Source organism: Pseudomonas sp. S2_B07 (assembly GCF_054668435.1).
Genome location: NZ_CP162769.1, coordinates 24,931 through 41,597 on the forward strand (window position 1 = coordinate 24,931; position 16,667 = coordinate 41,597).

Annotated in this window: 16 protein-coding genes and 2 riboswitches; of the genes, 9 read left to right on the top strand and 7 right to left on the bottom strand. The window is 61.1% G+C overall.

What is annotated here, in order from left to right:
• The first annotated feature begins 83 nt into the window (after window positions 1–83).
• Complete coding sequence (nfuA, locus tag AB4N43_RS00095) at window positions 84–668, top strand: Fe-S biogenesis protein NfuA (protein ID WP_007946504.1); 585 nt, start codon at window positions 84–86, stop codon at window positions 666–668.
• Between the two features lie 97 nt (window positions 669–765).
• On the opposite strand, the gene cobM is transcribed toward nfuA, so the two are convergent.
• From cobM to AB4N43_RS00115, 4 genes are all read right to left on the bottom strand, one after another.
• Window positions 766–1,512, bottom strand: a complete 747-nt coding sequence (cobM, locus tag AB4N43_RS00100) for a precorrin-4 C(11)-methyltransferase (RefSeq protein ID WP_460152682.1) — start codon at window positions 1,510–1,512, stop codon at window positions 766–768.
• An 81-nt stretch (window positions 1,513–1,593) separates the two neighbouring features.
• Entirely contained in the window at window positions 1,594–2,007 is a 414-nt protein-coding gene (locus tag AB4N43_RS00105) for a cobalamin biosynthesis protein (protein ID WP_027923768.1), read from the bottom strand.
• Complete coding sequence (locus tag AB4N43_RS00110; protein WP_410922783.1) at window positions 2,004–2,711, bottom strand: CbtA family protein; 708 nt, start codon at window positions 2,709–2,711, stop codon at window positions 2,004–2,006. Before AB4N43_RS00110 ends, AB4N43_RS00105 begins: the two co-directional genes overlap by 4 nt.
• Window positions 2,712–2,722: 11 nt before the next feature.
• Window positions 2,723–2,926 carry a CbtB domain-containing protein gene (locus tag AB4N43_RS00115; RefSeq protein WP_027923770.1) on the bottom strand — a complete coding sequence of 68 codons (204 nt, stop codon included), beginning with the start codon at window positions 2,924–2,926 and terminating at the stop codon, window positions 2,723–2,725.
• A 120-nt stretch (window positions 2,927–3,046) separates the two neighbouring features.
• A riboswitch (cobalamin riboswitch) is annotated at window positions 3,047–3,274 on the bottom strand.
• Between the two features lie 114 nt (window positions 3,275–3,388).
• A riboswitch (cobalamin riboswitch) is annotated at window positions 3,389–3,600 on the top strand.
• A 100-nt stretch (window positions 3,601–3,700) separates the two neighbouring features.
• Here AB4N43_RS00115 and cobW point away from each other — a divergent pair.
• From cobW to AB4N43_RS00135, 4 genes are all read left to right on the top strand, one after another.
• On the top strand, window positions 3,701–4,762 hold the full coding sequence (gene cobW / locus AB4N43_RS00120) for a cobalamin biosynthesis protein CobW (protein ID WP_460152685.1): 1,062 nt from the start codon (window positions 3,701–3,703) through the stop codon (window positions 4,760–4,762).
• A 3-nt stretch (window positions 4,763–4,765) separates the two neighbouring features.
• Entirely contained in the window at window positions 4,766–8,542 is a 3,777-nt protein-coding gene (gene cobN / locus AB4N43_RS00125) for a cobaltochelatase subunit CobN (RefSeq protein WP_460152687.1), read from the top strand.
• A 65-nt stretch (window positions 8,543–8,607) separates the two neighbouring features.
• The gene (locus AB4N43_RS00130) at window positions 8,608–9,606 is read left to right on the top strand and encodes an ATP-binding protein (protein ID WP_194940171.1); all 999 of its coding nucleotides are present in this window, start codon (window positions 8,608–8,610) and stop codon (window positions 9,604–9,606) included.
• 53 nt (window positions 9,607–9,659) lie between these two features.
• Window positions 9,660–10,271 (top strand): vWA domain-containing protein, encoded by a 612-nt coding sequence (locus AB4N43_RS00135; protein ID WP_460154185.1) that lies wholly within the window; start codon window positions 9,660–9,662, stop codon window positions 10,269–10,271.
• Between the two features lie 52 nt (window positions 10,272–10,323).
• Here AB4N43_RS00135 and AB4N43_RS00140 read toward each other — a convergent pair whose 3' ends face one another.
• The gene (locus AB4N43_RS00140; protein ID WP_460152689.1) at window positions 10,324–11,547 is read right to left on the bottom strand and encodes an NADH:flavin oxidoreductase/NADH oxidase family protein; all 1,224 of its coding nucleotides are present in this window, start codon (window positions 11,545–11,547) and stop codon (window positions 10,324–10,326) included.
• 77 nt (window positions 11,548–11,624) lie between these two features.
• On the opposite strand from AB4N43_RS00140, the gene AB4N43_RS00145 reads away from it, so the two are divergent.
• Complete coding sequence (locus AB4N43_RS00145) at window positions 11,625–12,035, top strand: MerR family transcriptional regulator (protein ID WP_059182852.1); 411 nt, start codon at window positions 11,625–11,627, stop codon at window positions 12,033–12,035.
• Here the strand turns inward: AB4N43_RS00145 and AB4N43_RS00150 are convergent.
• Window positions 12,026–12,283, bottom strand: coding sequence for a DUF2790 domain-containing protein (locus AB4N43_RS00150; protein WP_059182853.1), 258 nt, complete (start codon window positions 12,281–12,283; stop codon window positions 12,026–12,028). The genes AB4N43_RS00145 and AB4N43_RS00150 overlap by 10 nt on opposite strands.
• A 335-nt stretch (window positions 12,284–12,618) precedes the next feature.
• Here AB4N43_RS00150 and AB4N43_RS00155 point away from each other — a divergent pair, with 335 nt between their 5' ends.
• Window positions 12,619–14,178, top strand: coding sequence for a TerC family protein (locus tag AB4N43_RS00155; RefSeq protein WP_027923778.1), 1,560 nt, complete (start codon window positions 12,619–12,621; stop codon window positions 14,176–14,178).
• Window positions 14,179–14,308: 130 nt separating this feature from the next.
• Here AB4N43_RS00155 and AB4N43_RS00160 read toward each other — a convergent pair whose 3' ends face one another.
• Window positions 14,309–14,752 carry a thioredoxin family protein gene (locus AB4N43_RS00160; protein ID WP_059182854.1) on the bottom strand — a complete coding sequence of 148 codons (444 nt, stop codon included), beginning with the start codon at window positions 14,750–14,752 and terminating at the stop codon, window positions 14,309–14,311.
• 344 nt (window positions 14,753–15,096) lie between these two features.
• On the opposite strand from AB4N43_RS00160, the gene AB4N43_RS00165 reads away from it, so the two are divergent.
• A complete protein-coding gene (locus AB4N43_RS00165) occupies window positions 15,097–15,945 on the top strand; it encodes a transporter substrate-binding domain-containing protein (protein WP_027923780.1) in 849 nt (282 codons plus the stop codon).
• 52 nt (window positions 15,946–15,997) lie between these two features.
• A complete protein-coding gene (locus AB4N43_RS00170; RefSeq protein ID WP_008015908.1) occupies window positions 15,998–16,660 on the top strand; it encodes an amino acid ABC transporter permease in 663 nt (220 codons plus the stop codon).
• The last annotated feature ends 7 nt before the right edge of the window (window positions 16,661–16,667 follow it).

Below are 16,667 nucleotides of genomic sequence, written 5' to 3' on the forward strand. Positions count from 1 at the left end.
GGAATCTTTCCCGACAAAAATACTAGGACTTTGTGCGGCGCGTTGATTGGCGTAAACTGCGCCCAAGCCTGCGAGGAGTTTCCATGACCGCTATAACCATTACCGACGCCGCCCACGATTACCTGGCTGACCTGCTCTCCAAGCAGAACACCCCGGGCATCGGCATCCGCGTCTTTATCACCCAGCCTGGCACCCAGTACGCCGAAACCTGCATTGCCTACTGCAAGCCGGGCGAAGAAAAACCTGAAGACACGGCGCTGGGGCTCAAAAGCTTCACCGCTTACATTGACTCGTTCAGCGAAGCCTTCCTGGACGATGCGGTGGTCGACTACGCCACTGACCGCATGGGCGGCCAGCTGACCATCAAGGCGCCAAACGCCAAAGTACCGATGGTCAACGCCGACAGCCCGGTCAATGAGCGCATCAATTACTACCTGCAAACCGAAATCAACCCGGGGCTGGCGAGCCACGGCGGTCAGGTCAGCCTGATCGATGTCGTTGAAGACGGCATTGCCGTGCTGAAATTCGGTGGCGGTTGCCAGGGCTGCGGTCAGGCGGACGTGACCCTGAAGGAAGGCATCGAGCGCACGTTGCTTGAGCGTATTCCTGAGCTCAAGGGTGTGCGTGACGTGACTGACCACACGCAGAAAGAAAACGCCTACTACTAAGGTGTTCGCTGCGACATGAAAAACGGCGCCCCGTGAGCGCCGTTTTTTTATGGGTGAAATTCAGTGGCCCCATCGCGAGCTTGCTCGCGATGGGGCCCTATGGGCGATAGAGATGCGCATGCCCCGCACGATACAGCGACGACTCGCTGAACTGATCACTCCCCAACACCCGTCCCACCAGAATCAACGCCGTGCGCCGAAACCCTTTGGCCTCGACCTTCCCGGCAATGTCCTCAAGCGTTCCCACCACCCAATCCTGATCCGGCCACGTCGCCCGGTGGATCACCGCAATCGGGCAGTCCGCGCCGTAATGCGGCAGCAGCTCAGCGAGGATTTTCTCCAGATGATTCACGCCCAAATGAATGGCCATGGTCGCCCCATGCTGCGCCAGGCTGCCCAGTTCCTCGCCCGGCGGCATGGCGGTCTTGTCGGCATAGCGGGTCAGAATCACGCTTTGCGAGATGTCCGGCAAGGTCAGTTCAGCCCCTAAAAGCGCTGCACACGCCGCGGTCGCCGTCACGCCAGGAATGATTTCAAACGGAATGTCGAGTTCACGCAGGTAGCGAATCTGCTCGCCAATCGCGCCATACAGGCTCGGATCGCCGGAATGCACCCGCGCCACGTCCTGACCGTTGGCGTGGGCGGTATTGATCAGATCAATGATCTGTTCCAGGTGCAATTCGGCGCTGTTGACCACCTGTTCGGCGCGATGGCCTTCCAGCACGGCTGCCGGCACGAGTGAGCCGGCATAGATGATCACCGGGCAGCTGCGAATCAGCCGTTGGCCTTTGACCGTGATCAGTTCCGGGTCGCCGGGACCCGCGCCAATGAAGTAGACGGTCATCGTCGTTTCCTGTGAAAAAAGAGGCCGGGCAACGCTTCAGATGAAGATTGCTCATGATCGAATGCGCGATTATCGGGGATTTTACGCAGCGCCGGCCAATGCCAGGGTTGCTTGCGCGTATTTTTGTCGGCAGATCAGCAGTTTTACCGGAGCCTGAGCCAGCTGTTCGGCCAGTGCCAGGGCGGCACTTTCCGCTACGCCGTAGCAGCCGGTGCGTTCGAACGCGATGTCGGAACGATGGCTGAGGCTGGTGTGATATCCAGCCAATTGTTCACTGCTGAAGAACATCAACGGCAGTGCGAGTTGTTCCGCGAGTTCGATCAGGCCAGGCTCATCGCGCTTCAGGTCAATGCTGGCGAGGGCCTTTATCTCATGAAGCCCGATTTGATGAGCCTGTAGCGCCTGATCCAGCAATGCCCGCAGCGTGCTCGCGGGGCAGCCGCGCTGGCAGCCCAGGCCGACCACTAGCGTCGGCGCTGTGCTGGCATCAGTCATGCGTGGTATTGGCCATCGCTTTTGCGGCGGAACAACCAGGCGCTGATCAGGCCCAGGGCCAGCCAGAACGCTACGTTGGTCAACTGCGAAGCGATGTTGAATTGAGCTTCCAGGGCTTGCGGCGCGAGCATCGAATGCACTTCCGGTTGTGGCGCGCCAATCACGTGCGGAACGGCCAGAATCGCCACGCCCAGCACTTTCATCAGCCAGTGACGGCTGAACACGATCAGCGCGATACCGACAGCGGTTGAAGCAGCAGTGCCGATCCACCAGATCTGCCGTTGCGCCAGATCCGCCGCAACGGTGCCCGGCAGTTCAGGCGGCAGGCCCAGGGTCGGTGCGAGGACAAACGTTGCATAACCGGCCAGACCCCAGAGCAGGCCTTGAGACGTTTTAGTCGGTGCACGCAGGGTGTAGAGGCCGGCGAGCATCAGGGCGAAACCAACGGCCACCACCAGATTGCCGCCAGTGGTCGACAGCACGCGCTGCCAGCCGTCTTCCGGCTCCCAGGCTTCGGCGTCGTGGGTGTGCGCGGCCATGGCGCCTTTGGCGTGTTCATGGGGTTGAACCACTGCCGGCTCGGCTTTCTCGTAGGTTTCCGCTTGAAGAATCAGCGGTGCGACCCAGAAGCTTTGCAGCAAGGTCAGCAGCAGGGCGGCCAGCAGCCCGGTAAACCCTGCGGTTTGCGCAATACGCTTGATCATGTCGAGAGCTCTCAATGGCACGGGAACGCAGAGCTGTGACGGGTATCGTGTGCAGCGTTGTGCACCGCTTCGATGTGCGAGAAACCGGCGAAATACACCAGGCACGCGCCCAGGATCGACGCGCAGATGGCGGCAGTCAGGCGTTGGGTCAGGGTAGACGTGGTGCTGGCGGTGCTCTTATCGGCGTTGCTGGCGGTGCTGTTGATGATCGACATGGCGCATCCCTCTGGTCTGTCAGCGGGTGAATAGAGCGCATGGAAAACCCCTGCGAGCCGGGCACGCAGACGTTCAAACAGCGCCCGCCCACCGCGGGTTTGTTGTTCAGTGACCGTAACGGTCACTGGGTGTTGCGGGCCGGTCTCCGGGCTCACGAGGGGCGCAGGCTTTCGCCTTGACCTGCAAGCATCACCTTCCCATGCCGAACTGCTGGCACAGTGGATTTGATGCTTCGCTCGCTTACCGTTGCGGGGGCAGCACCGGACTGACATGGCTTTGAGTAAAGCACATGATTCACCGGTTTCCCGTTTCACCCTGTGAAGGGCACCCGTAACAAGATGCGTAGGAGAGCATGGGCGGGGGATTCGCGTCAATTGGCAAGGGTTCTCAACTTGGGACCGTGTCGACGCCATAGCGTCCTAATGGCCGCCACAAGACATTGACCCGCCCCAGCGCGATGCGTAGCCTTGCGCTTTCGAGGTTCTTCGGCGTTTGCCGAAGCTAAGAAGGGAACGCGGTCAATGCCGCGGCTGCCCCCGCAACTGTGAACGGTTCAGTTTCTGCCATGCCACTGCATGCGCCAGCCATGGCGCGAGCGGGAAGGCGCAGAAACCGCCAGTCAAACGACTGGCCAGCCGTCAGCCAGGAGACCTGCCTCGACACAGATTCTGACTTTCAACCGGGCGGGGTGATCCGGTGGCGAAATCTTCCGCGCAGCGTGTGCTGCTGCGGTCGTCGTCCCGTATGCCCGCCACCTTGCCAAAGGGCATCCGATGAAAACACTGGCCAAACTCCCCGTCACCATCGTTACCGGCTTCCTCGGCTCGGGCAAAACCACCTTGCTGCGGCACATGCTCGACAACGCCCAAGGCCGTCGCATTGCGGTGATCGTCAACGAGTTCGGCGAGCTGGGCATCGACGGCGAAATCCTCAAGCAGTGCTCCATCGGCTGCACCGAAGAAGAAGCCAACGGTCGCGTCTACGAACTGGCCAACGGCTGCCTGTGTTGCACCGTCCAGGAAGAATTCTTCCCGGTGATGCGCGAACTGGTGGCCCGTCGCGGCGACCTCGATCACATCCTCATCGAAACCTCGGGCCTGGCCCTGCCAAAGCCGCTGGTCCAGGCCTTCCAGTGGCCAGAAATCCGCAGCGCCTGCACCGTTGACGCAGTGATCACCGTGGTCGATAGCCCGGCCGTGGCCGCCGGCACCTTCGCCGCGTTCCCGGATCAAGTGGATGCCCAGCGCAAACTCGACCCGAACCTGGACCACGAATCGCCGCTGCACGAACTGTTCGCCGACCAACTGGCCAGCGCCGACCTGGTGATCCTCAACAAGGCCGACCTGATCAGCCCTGAAGACCTGGCCCGCGTACGCCTCGAAGTCGCCGAAGAACTGCCGCCTGCAGTGAAAGTCATCGAAGCCAGCAGTGGTCGCCTGCCACTGGACGTGTTGATCGGCCTCGGCGCCGGCTCCGAAGAACACATCGACAGCCGTCACAGTCACCACGATCATCACCATGAAGGTGAAGACGATCACGACCACGACGCGTTCGATTCGATCTCCATTGAGCTGCCGCAAGCCGACGAAAGCCTGCTGATGGACGCCCTGACGCAACTGGTGGTCAAGCACGGCATCCTGCGTATCAAAGGTTTCGCGGCAATCCCGAACAAACCAATGCGCTTGCTGATTCAGGGCGTGGGCACACGTTTCGACAAGCACTTCGACCGCCAGTGGGGAGTCGAGGAAGGACGCACCACGCGCCTGGTGCTGATCGGCCAGGAACTGGACGCCACCGAACTCGAAGCGCAATTGCGCGCTGCGCTCAGCGTTTAAGCCATGCACCTGCTCAGGACCCAGCCCGGCGGTTTTGTGTCGGATGACAACATCGCCGACCTCGGACAAACCCCCGCCGAGCTGGTGATCCTGTGCAGCGGCGATTCCAGCCTGGCGCTGCTGGCCGAAGCCGCGCAGCAACTGCCCGACGACTACCCGAGCGTACGTTTGGCCAACCCGATGCAGGTGCAGAATCACGCCTCGGTCGATTTGTATGTCGATGAAGTGCTGCGCCACGCCAAGGTGATCCTGATCTCGCTGCACGGCGGCATTGCCTACTGGCGTTATGGCGTCGAGCGGCTGGTGCAATTGTCCGAGCGAGGCGTGCAACTGATTCTGGTGCCCGGCGATGATCGTCCGGACCCGGAACTCAGCGACCTCAGCACCGTCGAGGCCTGCGACCGTGATCGGCTCTGGCAGTTTTTGCGTCAGGGCGGCATGGGCAATGCCCTGGACTTTTTCCGCTGCCTCGCCACTCGCTGGCTGGACCGCGATTACGCGTGGGCCGAGCCGCAAGTCCTGCCGCGCACAGCGATTTACCACCCGCACAAAAGTCCGGCTGAACTGAAGGATTGGCAGGCCGACTGGCAAGCCGATCAACCGGTGGCGGCAGTGCTGTTTTACCGCTCGCATTTGCAAGCGGCCAATACCGCTTTCATCGATGTTTTCTGCCAGCGTTTGCAAGCGGCCGGGTTAAACCCTTTGCCGATGGCCGTGGCCAGTTTGAAAGAGCCCGGCTGCCTGACGGTGGTCGAGGATTGGCTGGATGAAGTCGAGGCGGGGGTGATTCTGAACACCACCGGTTTTGCCCAATCCAGTCCCGAAGCGCCGCATCTGCGACCCTTTCGCCGCAACATCCCGGTGATCCAGGCGATATGCGCCCAGGACAACGAACCCGGTTGGCGCGCCAGCGAGCAGGGCCTAGGCCCGCGCGACCTGGCGATGCACATCGCGCTGCCGGAACTGGACGGTCGGATCATCAGCCGCCCGATCAGCTTCAAGGACCTGGCGTGGCGCAGCGAGCGCAGTCAGTCGGACGTGGTGTGTTATCGACCGCAACCGGAACGCATGGATTTCGTCGCTGAACTGGCGCGGCGCTGGATCGATCTGGCGCGGGTGCCGAACCGCGAAAAACGCATCGCCCTGATTCTCGCCAACTACCCGACCCGCGATGGGCGAATCGGTAATGGTGTCGGCCTCGACACGCCAGCCGCCGCGTTGAACATCCTGCGTGCGCTGCATCAAGAAGGTTATCCGTTGCCGGCCGAATTACCGGACAGTGGCACCGCGTTGATCCAGCAATTGCTTGGCGGCGTCAGCAACGACCTTGACACGCTCGACCAGCGTCCGTGTCATCAAAGCCTTGCGCTGGACGAATACCAGCGGATGTTCGACGCCTTGCCCGAGGCCAATCGCCAGGCCGTGCTGGAACGCTGGGGTACGCCTGAAAACGACCCGATGTACCGTGGCGAACGGATGATGATTGCCGGCCTGCGTTTTGGCCTGACCTTCGTCGGCATTCAACCGGCGCGCGGCTATCAGGTGGACCCGAGCGCGGTCTATCACGACCCGGACCTGGTGCCGCCCCACGGTTATCTGGCGTTCTACTTCTGGCTGCGCAACACCTATGGCGCCCACGGTGTGATCCACGTCGGCAAACACGGCAACCTCGAATGGTTGCCGGGCAAAGGCGTCGGGCTCTCGGAAAGCTGCTGGCCGGATGCGTTGCTCGGGCCGCTGCCGAACATCTACCCGTTTATCGTCAACGATCCGGGCGAGGGCGCGCAGGCCAAGCGCCGCACCCAAGCGGTGATCATCGACCACCTGATGCCGCCGCTGACGCGCGCTGAAACCTACGGCCCACTGCGCAACCTTGAGCTGCTGGCCGACGAGTATTACGAAGCGCAACTGCTCGATCCGCGCCGCGCCCGTGAATTGCAGCGCGACATCCTGCAACTGGTGCGCGACACGCACATTGATCGTGAGCTGCAACTGGACGAAAAACTCGACAGCGATGCCGACGCGGCGATCTGGTTGCCGCGACTGGACACGTATTTGTGCGATTTGAAGGAGTCGCAGATTCGCGATGGTTTGCACATCTTTGGTGAATCACCGAGAGGGCGGTTGCGCATCGACACCTTGCTGGCTTTGCTGCGGATTCCGCGTGGCGATGGGCGTGGCGCGCAATCGAGTTTGCTGCGGGCATTGGCCAAGGCGTTCGAGTTGGGGTTCGATCCGCTGGATTGTGCGCTGGCCGAGACTTGGAGCGGGCCGCGTCCCATTGAACTGCAAACCCTCACCGATGAAGCCTGGCGCACGGCGGGGGATACCCGTGAACGCCTGGAATTGTTCGCCGCTCAACTCATTACCCAAACGTTGTCGACCGAACCCGGACCTTGTAGGAGTGAGCCGGGTTGGGCGGAAGTGCACGCCATCCTCGACAATTTGTGCGAAGTCGTCGCCCCACGCCTTGACGCCTGCGGCCCAGCCGAAATGCGCGGTCTGCTCGACGCCTTGAACGGCCGCTTCGTCCCCGCCGGCCCGAGCGGCGCACCCAGTCGCGGTCGCCTGGACGTGCTGCCAACCGGGCGCAATTTCTATTCGGTCGACGTGCGCAACCTGCCCACCACCACTGCGTGGCGCATCGGTTTCCAGTCCGCCAACCTGATCCTCGAACGACACCTGCAAGACCATGGCGATCACCTGCGCCAGCTCGGCCTGTCAGTGTGGGGCACCGCGACCATGCGCACCGGCGGCGACGACATCGCCCAGGCCATGGCGCTGATGGGCGTGCGCCCGGTCTGGGCCACGGGCAGTCAGCGGGTCGACGATTTCGAAATCCTGCCGCTGAGCTTGCTCGACCGCCCGCGTGTGGACGTGACCCTGCGTGTTTCCGGGTTCTTTCGCGATGCGTTTGCCAACCTGATCCGTCTGTTCGATGCGGCGGTGCAAGCGGTCGCAGCGCTGGATGAACCCGACGACCTCAACCCCTTGGCCGCCAAAGTGCGTGCCGAGCGTGAAGCGCTGATGCAATCGGGCCTGGATGAAGACGCCGCGAACCGTCAGGCCGGTTGGCGAATTTTTGGTGCCAAGCCCGGTGCCTACGGCGCCGGTGTGCAGGGCGCCATCGACGGGCGCCTGTGGCAAAGCCGTGAAGACCTGGCCGAGGTTTACCTGAATTGGGGCGGCTATGCTTATGGCGGTTCCGACGAAGGCACCGCCGCCCGCGAACAATTCGCCCAGCGCTTGAGTCAGGTGCAAGCGGTGCTGCAAAACCAGGACAACCGTGAGCACGACGTGCTCGATTCCAACGACTATTACCAGTTCCAGGGCGGCATGCTTGCTGCCGTGGAAAGCCTTAGCGGTGAAACAGCGGCCAGTTACCACGGCGATCACAGTCAGCCGGATCTGCCGAAGATCCGCACCTTGAAAGAAGAACTGAACCGGGTGATCCGCTCCCGGGCGGCCAATCCAAAGTGGATCGACGGGGTCAAGCGTCACGGCTACAAAGGCGCGTTTGAACTGGCGGCGACGGTCGATAACCTGTTTGCCTTCGACGCGACGACGCAGCTGATTGACGATCACCAGTACGCGTTGCTGGCTGATGCCTATTTGCTCGACCCGGCGACGCGCGAGTTTGTTCGCGAGCACAATCCGCATGCCTTGCGCGACATGACCGAACGGATGCTGGAAGCGCAGCAGCGGGGGATGTGGCAGGAGCCGGGCGAGTACCGCGAGGCCCTGGAAAACCTGCTGCTGGATATAGAAGAAGATTCATGAGGGCATGATCGTTCCCACGCAAAGCGTGGAAACGATCACATCACCGACCACACACGAGACTCGACATGACCGACACCCCGCATTTCCCCTTATCCGCCGTGGTCGGCGCCGACGACTTGAAGCTCGCCCTGTACCTGACCGCCATCGACCCGAAAATCGGCGGCGTGCTGATCGAAGGTCCGCGCGGCATGGCCAAATCCACCCTGGCTCGGGGCCTCGCGGACCTGCTGGCCAGCGGTCAGTTCGTCACCTTGCCGCTGGGCGCCACGGAAGAACGTCTGGTCGGCACCCTCGACCTCGATGCCGCGCTGAGCGACGGGCGTGCGCAATTCTCTCCCGGCGTACTGGCGAAGGCCGATGGTGGCGTGCTCTACGTCGACGAGGTCAACCTGCTGCCCGACCACCTCGTGGACCTGTTGCTCGACGTCGCCGCCAGCGGCACCAACCTGATCGAGCGTGATGGTATTTCCCATCGGCATTCGGCGAAGTTTGTGCTGATCGGCACCATGAACCCGGAAGAAGGCGAACTGCGTCCGCAATTGCTCGACCGCTTTGGCCTGAACGTCGCGCTCAGCGGCCACACCGCACCGATCGAGCGCGGGCAGATCATCCGTCGGCGCCTGGATTTCGACAGCGATCCGCAGCGCTTTTGCGCGCAGTGGGAACACCCGCAGCAATCGCTGCGCGAACGGTGCGAGAAGGCCCGCCGCCTCTTGCCGAGCATCCCGCTCGACGATCAAGCGTTGGCGCTGATCACTGAGCGCTGCTTTGCTGCCGGCGTCGATGGCTTGCGCGCTGACCTGGTGTGGCTGCGTGCGGCTCGCGCCCACGCTGCGTGGCGCGGTGCGAACGCGATCAGTGAGGACGATATCGACGCCGTCGCTGAATTCGCCTTGCGCCATCGCCGCCGCGAGCAATCACCGCCGGCCCCGCAGCACAGTCAGGCGCCATCCCCGCAACAGTCCGCCCCGAGCGAAGGCCAGGGGCAATGGGGTGAAATGCCCGCCCAGGCGCTGCCGGTTGGCGCCCGCCGTGAAGTGCCGAGCTGGCCAAAAAAGCCCTAGGCATTCGCCCTCGATCTGACGCGGGGGCGAATGCCAGACCCCGTACAGGACGGCTGGACAACGGCAAACAGGGCAAACGCCATGCTGCACGCAGCGGCTCGATCAACTGGCCCGGCACCTTGCTCAATGGTCAGCCTCGTCAGCGCAGCGACGTGTTGTTCCACCTTCGCACTCGAAGCGCCCATGAGCTGTGGCTGGTGATTGTCGACGCCTCCGCCTCGACTCGCCGACATCAGGCGTTGAGTGATGCGAAGGGGTTGCTGGCGCAGCTGTTTGACGATGCCTACCGTCAGCGTGCGCGCCTGGCGTTGTTGACGGCCAGCGGCAATGTGCCGAAATGGCAGGTGCAAGGCTTGAAAGCGTCCAGCGGACTGCGGACCTGGCTTGATGGGTTGGGCGCCAGCGGTGGCACGCCAGTGTTGGCGGCGCTGGGTGAGGCGGGGCGTTGGTTGGCGACGCGCAAAAAGCGCTTTCCGGCGGAACAGCTGCGTGTGTTGTTGCTGACTGATGGGCGATTGAAGGAGTGGTCATTGTTGCCAGCGCTGGAATGCCCCAGCCTGCTGATTGATATCGAGCGCGGGCCGATCCGGTTGGGCCGGGCGAAGCAGTTGGCGGCAGAGCTGCAAGCGGATTATCGGCACATTGATGAGCTGATTCCTGGTTGAGTGATTGACTGGCTGTCCTGGCCCCATCGCGAACATGCAACTCGGTCTAAATCTATTTACCCATCGCCTGACGGTACTGCCGCGTACGCCGGCCTATGTACAGCCGGTCAAGAATCAACGCCCACACCGCCCAGACCTGAGGACGAGGCTTGCGCCCGCGGCTCAATTGATGCAGCTGAAACTTCACCACTGCCATGTTCGCCAGTGCGGCCAACGGTTTGCGCTTCCATAGAATCGGCGGCAATTGCGGATGGCTGTTGCGGCCTTCGCGCCAGTGTTTGACCAACTGCGGTTCAACCGCCAGTGCCGTGCCGATACCTGCCATGGCGATGCCGCTGTCGAGCACCTGCTGGACGATGGCCAGGCGCCGAATGCCGCCTGTCACCATCACCGGCATGTGCGCGACGCTGGCCAGTTCAGCGGCCATTTCCAGGAAGTAGGCTTCACGTGCCAACGTCCGGCCGTCGCGGGCTTCGCCTTGCATCGCCGGCGCTTCGTAGCTGCCGCCGGAGAGCTCCAGCAGGTCGATGCGTTGCTCGTTGAGCCACACAATCACTTGGCGAGCATCGTCGGCGTCAAAGCCGCCTCTCTGGAAGTCAGCAGAGTTGAGTTTCACCGACACGCAAAACTGCGGTGAGACCGCGCGGCGAACGGCGCGGACCACGTCCAGCAACAAGCGCGCGCGGTTCTCCAGTGAGCCGCCCCAATGGTCGGTGCGGTGATTGGTCAACGGCGAGAGGAACTGGCTGATCAGGTAACCGTGGGCCGCATGAACCTGCACGCCCGTGAACCCGGCCTTTTCCGCGAGGGCCGCGCTGGTGGCGAAGCGTGCGATCACTTGGGCGATATCGTCTTCGGACATCGGTTTGGGCTCGGCGAACATCTTTGAAAACGCGCCCAGGTCCAGTGCGACGGCAGAGGGTGCCCAGGCTGGTTGACCGAGGTTGGCCATGGTTTGGCGACCGGGATGATTGAGCTGCATCCAGAACTGCGCGCCACCGGAACGCCCGATCGTCGCCCACTGACGAAAGCGCTGCAGATCGCGTTCATCTTCCAGCACCACGCCGCCGGGACCCGTCATGGCGCGGCGGTCGATCATCACATTGCCGGTCAGCAACAGGCCCGCTTCGCCCTCGGCCCAGGCCTGATACAGCTGAAACAATGCGCCTGACGGTGCTTGCCCGGTGTCGGCGAGATTTTCTTCCATGGCGGCTTTGGCAATACGATTGCCGACGGTCTGGCCGTTGGGCAGATTCAACGCTTGGAAGGGCGACATGCTTGACTCCTCATCAGTGAAGAGCAGAGGCTAAGCTTAAAGTTAACTTTAATGTCAAGCAGGCAAATGAGGCCGGGATGAAGATTGGTGAATTGGCGCAGTTGAGCGGATTGAATGCATCGCGCATTCGCTTTTACGAGTCTCAGGGATTGATTCGTCAGGTAGAGCGCTCGGCCAACGGCTACCGGCATTATCCCGCACAAGTCCTGCAAACGCTGATGATCATCCAGTGCGCGCAGCAGGCCGGGTTCAGCCTTGAAGAGCTGAAGCAATTGTTGCCGGATACGGTGACGGGCGAGTTCAAGCACGAAGAATTATTGGCGGGGCTGCTGCGCAAGGTCGAGCAGATCGAACAGATGCAACTTCACCTGGCACAGAGCAAGGCGAAGTTGCTGGGGGTGATTGAAGGCATCCAGGCGCGGCCTGAGGGGATAGCCTGTGAGGCGAATGCCGAGCGGGTGATGGCGTCGCTCAAACATCAATTCTGATCGATGCACGAATCACCGAACGCTTGATAGCGCAAGACATGGGTGGCGCCCTTGGTGTCGACGTAGGTCATCTCCCGTGGGCCAATGCCGCAATAGTCGCCGCGGGTGATGTTGACGACCTTGGCGATATTCAACGGTGTCGAATAGTTGTAGTCCTCGACATTCGAGGGGCTGGCGGTGGCGGCAGACGCAGCGGCGGCAGTGCCGCTGAAGGCAATCAGAAACAGCGCGGACAGGAGGCTTTTCATGGCGGGGCTCTCGTGGTGGCTACTGAACGATTTCAGTGGCAGTACGACGAGCCCGGTCAGGGTTTATTCCAGGCTGACTACAAATTTTGAAATGATTTTCGATTGTAGGAATTATCGGTTTCGCCTGTACGATCCAAGTCCTTTTGTCTTTCAGGACTTGCATGAACACCCTCTTGGAGCCTCCCGGTTATCCTTCCTCATCGCGCCATTGCGCGCTCTTGAAACACCCGGTCTTTCGACATTCAAAACACTTTGTCATTGCAATCCCACGGCCTCTGCGCCGCGCCTTGCCGTGCCTGGCATTCTGAATTCACTGAAGAGATCGAGACGTTTTTATGGAATGGTTAGCTGACCCCACCGCTTGGCTGGGCTTATTGACGTTGATTGTGCTGGAGCTGGTGCTCGGCATCGACAACCTGGTGTTTATCGCGATCCTTGCGGACAAATTGCCGCCCGAGCAGCGCGACCGTGCGCGAATCATTGGTTTGTCGTTGGCGCTGATCATGCGCCTGGGCTTGCTGGCGAGTATCTCGTGGCTGGTCACCTTGACGCAGCCGCTGATCGAGGTGTTCGACAAGAGCTTCTCCGGTCGTGACCTGATCATGCTGTTCGGTGGAGTGTTCCTGCTGTTCAAGGCCACCATGGAATTGCACGAACGGCTCGAAGGCCATGTCGGCCAGCGCTCGGCCAACGCCGCATATGCGATGTTCTGGCCGATCGTGGCGCAGATTGTGGTGCTCGACGCGGTGTTCTCCCTCGACGCAGTGATTACCGCTGTGGGTATGGTCGATGAACTGGCGGTGATGATGATCGCGGTGATCATCTCCATCGGCCTGATGATCGTCGCCAGCAAGCCGTTGACCCGGTTCGTCAACGCGCACCCGACAGTGATCATGCTCTGTCTGGGCTTCTTGATGATGATCGGCTTCGCGTTGACGGCCGAAGGGTTGGGTTTCCACATTCCCAAAGGCTATCTGTATGCGGCCATCGGTTTCTCGATCCTGATCGAAGTGTTCAACCAGATCGCCCGCGCTCGCCGCAAGAAATCCCTGCAGGGACTGCGGCCCATGCGCGAGCGAACGGCCCATGCGGTGTTGCGTTTGCTCGGCGGTCGCAGCATGGCGGTGGAGGAAGTCGGTGAGGAGGTTGCCGACCTGCTGGACAACGGCGACGCACCGGGCGAAGCACTGTTCGACCGCCGCGAGCGGGTGATGATCAGCGGCGTACTGCAACTGGCCGAACGGCCGATCCGAACGTTGATGACCGTGCGTGCCGACGTTGATTACATCGACCTGGCCGATGATGCGCCTACCATTCGTACGCGGCTGATGCATTCGTCCTATTCGCGCTTGCCGTTGATCCGTGACGGCGCGGTGGACGAGCCGCTGGGCTTCGTGCACAAGAAGGAGTTGCTCAACGAATACCTGGCCGGCAACGAACCGGATCTGGAGCAGTTGGCGCGCAAGACCGTTAACTTGCTGGACAGCTACTCCATCCTCAATGCGCTGGAGCAGATGCGCCAGGCCTCGACGCACATTGCATTCGTGGTCAATGAATTCGGTGACTTTGTGGGTGTGTTGACCATGACCGACATTCTGGAATCGATTGCCGGCGAACTGCCCGACGCCAGCGAAATCGAAGGCCCGGACGTGGTGGAAGAGCAAGGCGGTTTTTTGGTCAGCGGTGCGTTGAACCTGACACGGGTTCGACAGCAGACCGGATTCGTGGCTGAGCCTACTGAGGACTATCAGACCCTGGCCGGGTTGGTCGTGAGCTTGCTGGATCGATTGCCGGTGATCGGCGACAGCCTGGAGTGGCAGGGCTGGCGAATGAGAGTGGTGGCCGTTGAGGAGCGGCGGGTGACGCGGGTGCTGCTGGTGTGTATCGACCGCTAGTTTTTTCCGGGATTCAGGGCCTGTTCGCGAGCAGGCTCACGCCCACACGGGTCGTGTGAGCACTGGAGATCCAATGTGGGAGCGAGCTGGCTCGCGATAGCGTCCTGCCAAACCCCATCGCTCCCAAGCCCTAACACCCACTACGACAATTCAACCGCTCTAACGCCCGAGGCACCGTACACAACCCGCGCAACGTCTGGCGCAACCACGCCAGATCGTGACGCGTTTTATGCGGCACGTATCGCGGCCTGAGCCTGCCAACATGGCTGGCGAAATCCTCCTCCAGCGTCTCTCGGGTGCCAATGCCCTTGAGCTTCTTCCGCAATCGCCCGTCCTTGAAGAACAACACCGTCGGTGTGCCGGTAACGTTCGGGTGCCGCGGTGATTCACGGGTGTTCAATACATAAATGTTCGCGTGATGACGATAGCGTAGGGCGACTTCGCGAAAGACCGGTTCTGCCCATTCACAGGCCGGACAGTGTTCATCGCCGAAATACAGGATCACCGGGCGCCAGGTTTTCAGCGCCTTGCGGTAGACCGGGGCGAGCGATGCCAAGTGATGTGTCGAGCCCATTGAAAATCTCCTTTTCACAACGACCATCGAGGTTTGTCGACGTTAAAGGAGGGAGCGGGGGCGGGTCTACTGTCAGAAATTACAGGTGACACGCTGCGTCAATTTCGGTCATTCATCTCCAATTGTGGTGCAAGTACCCGCACGCTGTAGCCAACGGTAGCGCTTCCCCTCGCGTGCGTTTGGTAACAGATCCCTCAGTGTTTTTCCCATCCCGTTGATTCAAATCGATTTTCAATCTCCCCAACATTCTCTCCGCAACCTGTGGCACACTTTCTGCTGTCTATTCCGTTGTTACATACCTATGTCCGGTATAGCGGAATAAACATCATCCTGGAGTGCTTGCCATGCATCGCCGACCTTCCTTGTTAAAAGCGTGTGTTTTTGTTCTCGCGGCTACCGCCGCTGCCATGGGCGTGGCCCAGGCGGCGGACAGTAAGCTCGATAGCGTGCTGGCCCGTGGAAAATTGATTGTGGGCACGGGCAGTACCAATGCGCCGTGGCACTTCCAGGGAGCGGATGGCAAGTTGCAGGGGTTCGATATCGATATCGGGCGGATGATTGCCAAGGGGTTGTTCAACGATCCGACCAAAGTCGAGTTTGTGGTGCAGTCGTCCGATGCGCGGATTCCCAACCTGCTGACCGACAAGGTCGACATCAGTTGCCAGTTCATCACCGTCACCGCCAGTCGTGCGCAGCAGGTGGCGTTCACCCTGCCGTACTACCGCGAAGGTGTCGGCCTGCTGCTGCCGGCGAACAGCAAGTACAAGGAAATCGAAGACCTCAAGGCTGCCAACGACAGCGTGACCGTGGCGGTCTTGCAGAACGTATACGCCGAAGAGCTGGTGCACCAGGCGTTACCCAAGGCCAAGGTCGATCAATACGACAGCGTGGACCTGATGTACCAGGCCGTGAACTCGGGCCGTGCCGATGCCGCCGCCACCGATCAGTCGTCGGTGAAATACCTGATGGTGCAGAACCCTGGCCGCTACCGCAGCCCGACTTACGCCTGGAGCCCGCAAACCTACGCCTGTGCAGTTAAACGCGGTGATCAGGACTGGCTGAACTTCGTCAACACCACCCTGCATGAAGCCATGACCGGCGTTGAGTTCCCGACCTATGCGGCGTCCTTCAAACAATGGTTCGGTGTCGATCTGCCGACTCCAGCCATCGGTTTCCCTGTCGAATTCAAATGATCCCGTGAGAGCGGGGCGCTTGTAACGCGCCCCGTTCAAGGTACTGCTGACCATGAACTATCAGTTGAACTTTGCCGCCGTGTGGCGCGATTTCGACACCTTGCTGGCGGGGCTCGGTCTGGGTCTTGAGCTGGCGCTGGTGTCGATCGCCATCGGTTGCGTGATCGGCCTGATGATGGCGTTTGCTTTGCTCTCGAAGCACCGCGCATTGCGGGTGCTGGCGTCGGTGTATGTGACGGTGATCCGTAATACGCCGATTCTGGTGTTGATTCTGTTGATCTACTTTGCCTTGCCGAGCCTGGGCATTCGTCTGGACAAGATCCCGTCGTTCATCATCACCCTGTCGCTCTACGCCGGGGCGTATCTGACCGAAGTGTTCCGTGGCGGTTTGTTGAGCATTCCCAAGGGCCAGCGTGAAGCCGGGCTCGCCATCGGCCTCGGCGAGTGGCAGGTCAAGGCTTACGTCACCGTCCCGGTGATGCTGCGCAATGTGCTGCCGGCCTTGTCGAACAACTTTATTTCGCTGTTCAAGGACACTTCGCTGGCCGCTGCGATCGCGGTGCCGGAGCTGACCTATTACGCGCGCAAGATCAATGTCGAGAGCTACCGGGTGATTGAAACCTGGCTGGTGACCACGGCGCTCTATGTGGCGGCCTGTTACCTCATTGCCATGATGCTGCGTTACCTCGAACAGCGTCTGGCGATTCGCCGATAGGAGCCCC

Coding starts and splice junctions, on each gene's coding strand:
- AB4N43_RS00170 (WP_008015908.1), top strand. CDS start 15,998: ATGAACTATCAGTTGAACTTTGCCGCCGTGTGGCGCGATTTCGACACC.
- AB4N43_RS00105 (WP_027923768.1), bottom strand. CDS start 2,007: ATGACTGATGCCAGCACAGCGCCGACGCTAGTGGTCGGCCTGGGCTGC.
- AB4N43_RS00130 (WP_194940171.1), top strand. CDS start 8,608: ATGACCGACACCCCGCATTTCCCCTTATCCGCCGTGGTCGGCGCCGAC.
- cobM (WP_460152682.1), bottom strand. CDS start 1,512: ATGACCGTCTACTTCATTGGCGCGGGTCCCGGCGACCCGGAACTGATC.
- AB4N43_RS00140 (WP_460152689.1), bottom strand. CDS start 11,547: ATGTCGCCCTTCCAAGCGTTGAATCTGCCCAACGGCCAGACCGTCGGC.
- AB4N43_RS00145 (WP_059182852.1), top strand. CDS start 11,625: ATGAAGATTGGTGAATTGGCGCAGTTGAGCGGATTGAATGCATCGCGC.
- nfuA (WP_007946504.1), top strand. CDS start 84: ATGACCGCTATAACCATTACCGACGCCGCCCACGATTACCTGGCTGAC.
- AB4N43_RS00165 (WP_027923780.1), top strand. CDS start 15,097: ATGCATCGCCGACCTTCCTTGTTAAAAGCGTGTGTTTTTGTTCTCGCG.
- AB4N43_RS00110 (WP_410922783.1), bottom strand. CDS start 2,711: ATGATCAAGCGTATTGCGCAAACCGCAGGGTTTACCGGGCTGCTGGCC.
- AB4N43_RS00160 (WP_059182854.1), bottom strand. CDS start 14,752: ATGGGCTCGACACATCACTTGGCATCGCTCGCCCCGGTCTACCGCAAG.
- AB4N43_RS00115 (WP_027923770.1), bottom strand. CDS start 2,926: ATGTCGATCATCAACAGCACCGCCAGCAACGCCGATAAGAGCACCGCC.
- AB4N43_RS00150 (WP_059182853.1), bottom strand. CDS start 12,283: ATGAAAAGCCTCCTGTCCGCGCTGTTTCTGATTGCCTTCAGCGGCACT.
- AB4N43_RS00155 (WP_027923778.1), top strand. CDS start 12,619: ATGGAATGGTTAGCTGACCCCACCGCTTGGCTGGGCTTATTGACGTTG.
- cobN (WP_460152687.1), top strand. CDS start 4,766: ATGCACCTGCTCAGGACCCAGCCCGGCGGTTTTGTGTCGGATGACAAC.
- cobW (WP_460152685.1), top strand. CDS start 3,701: ATGAAAACACTGGCCAAACTCCCCGTCACCATCGTTACCGGCTTCCTC.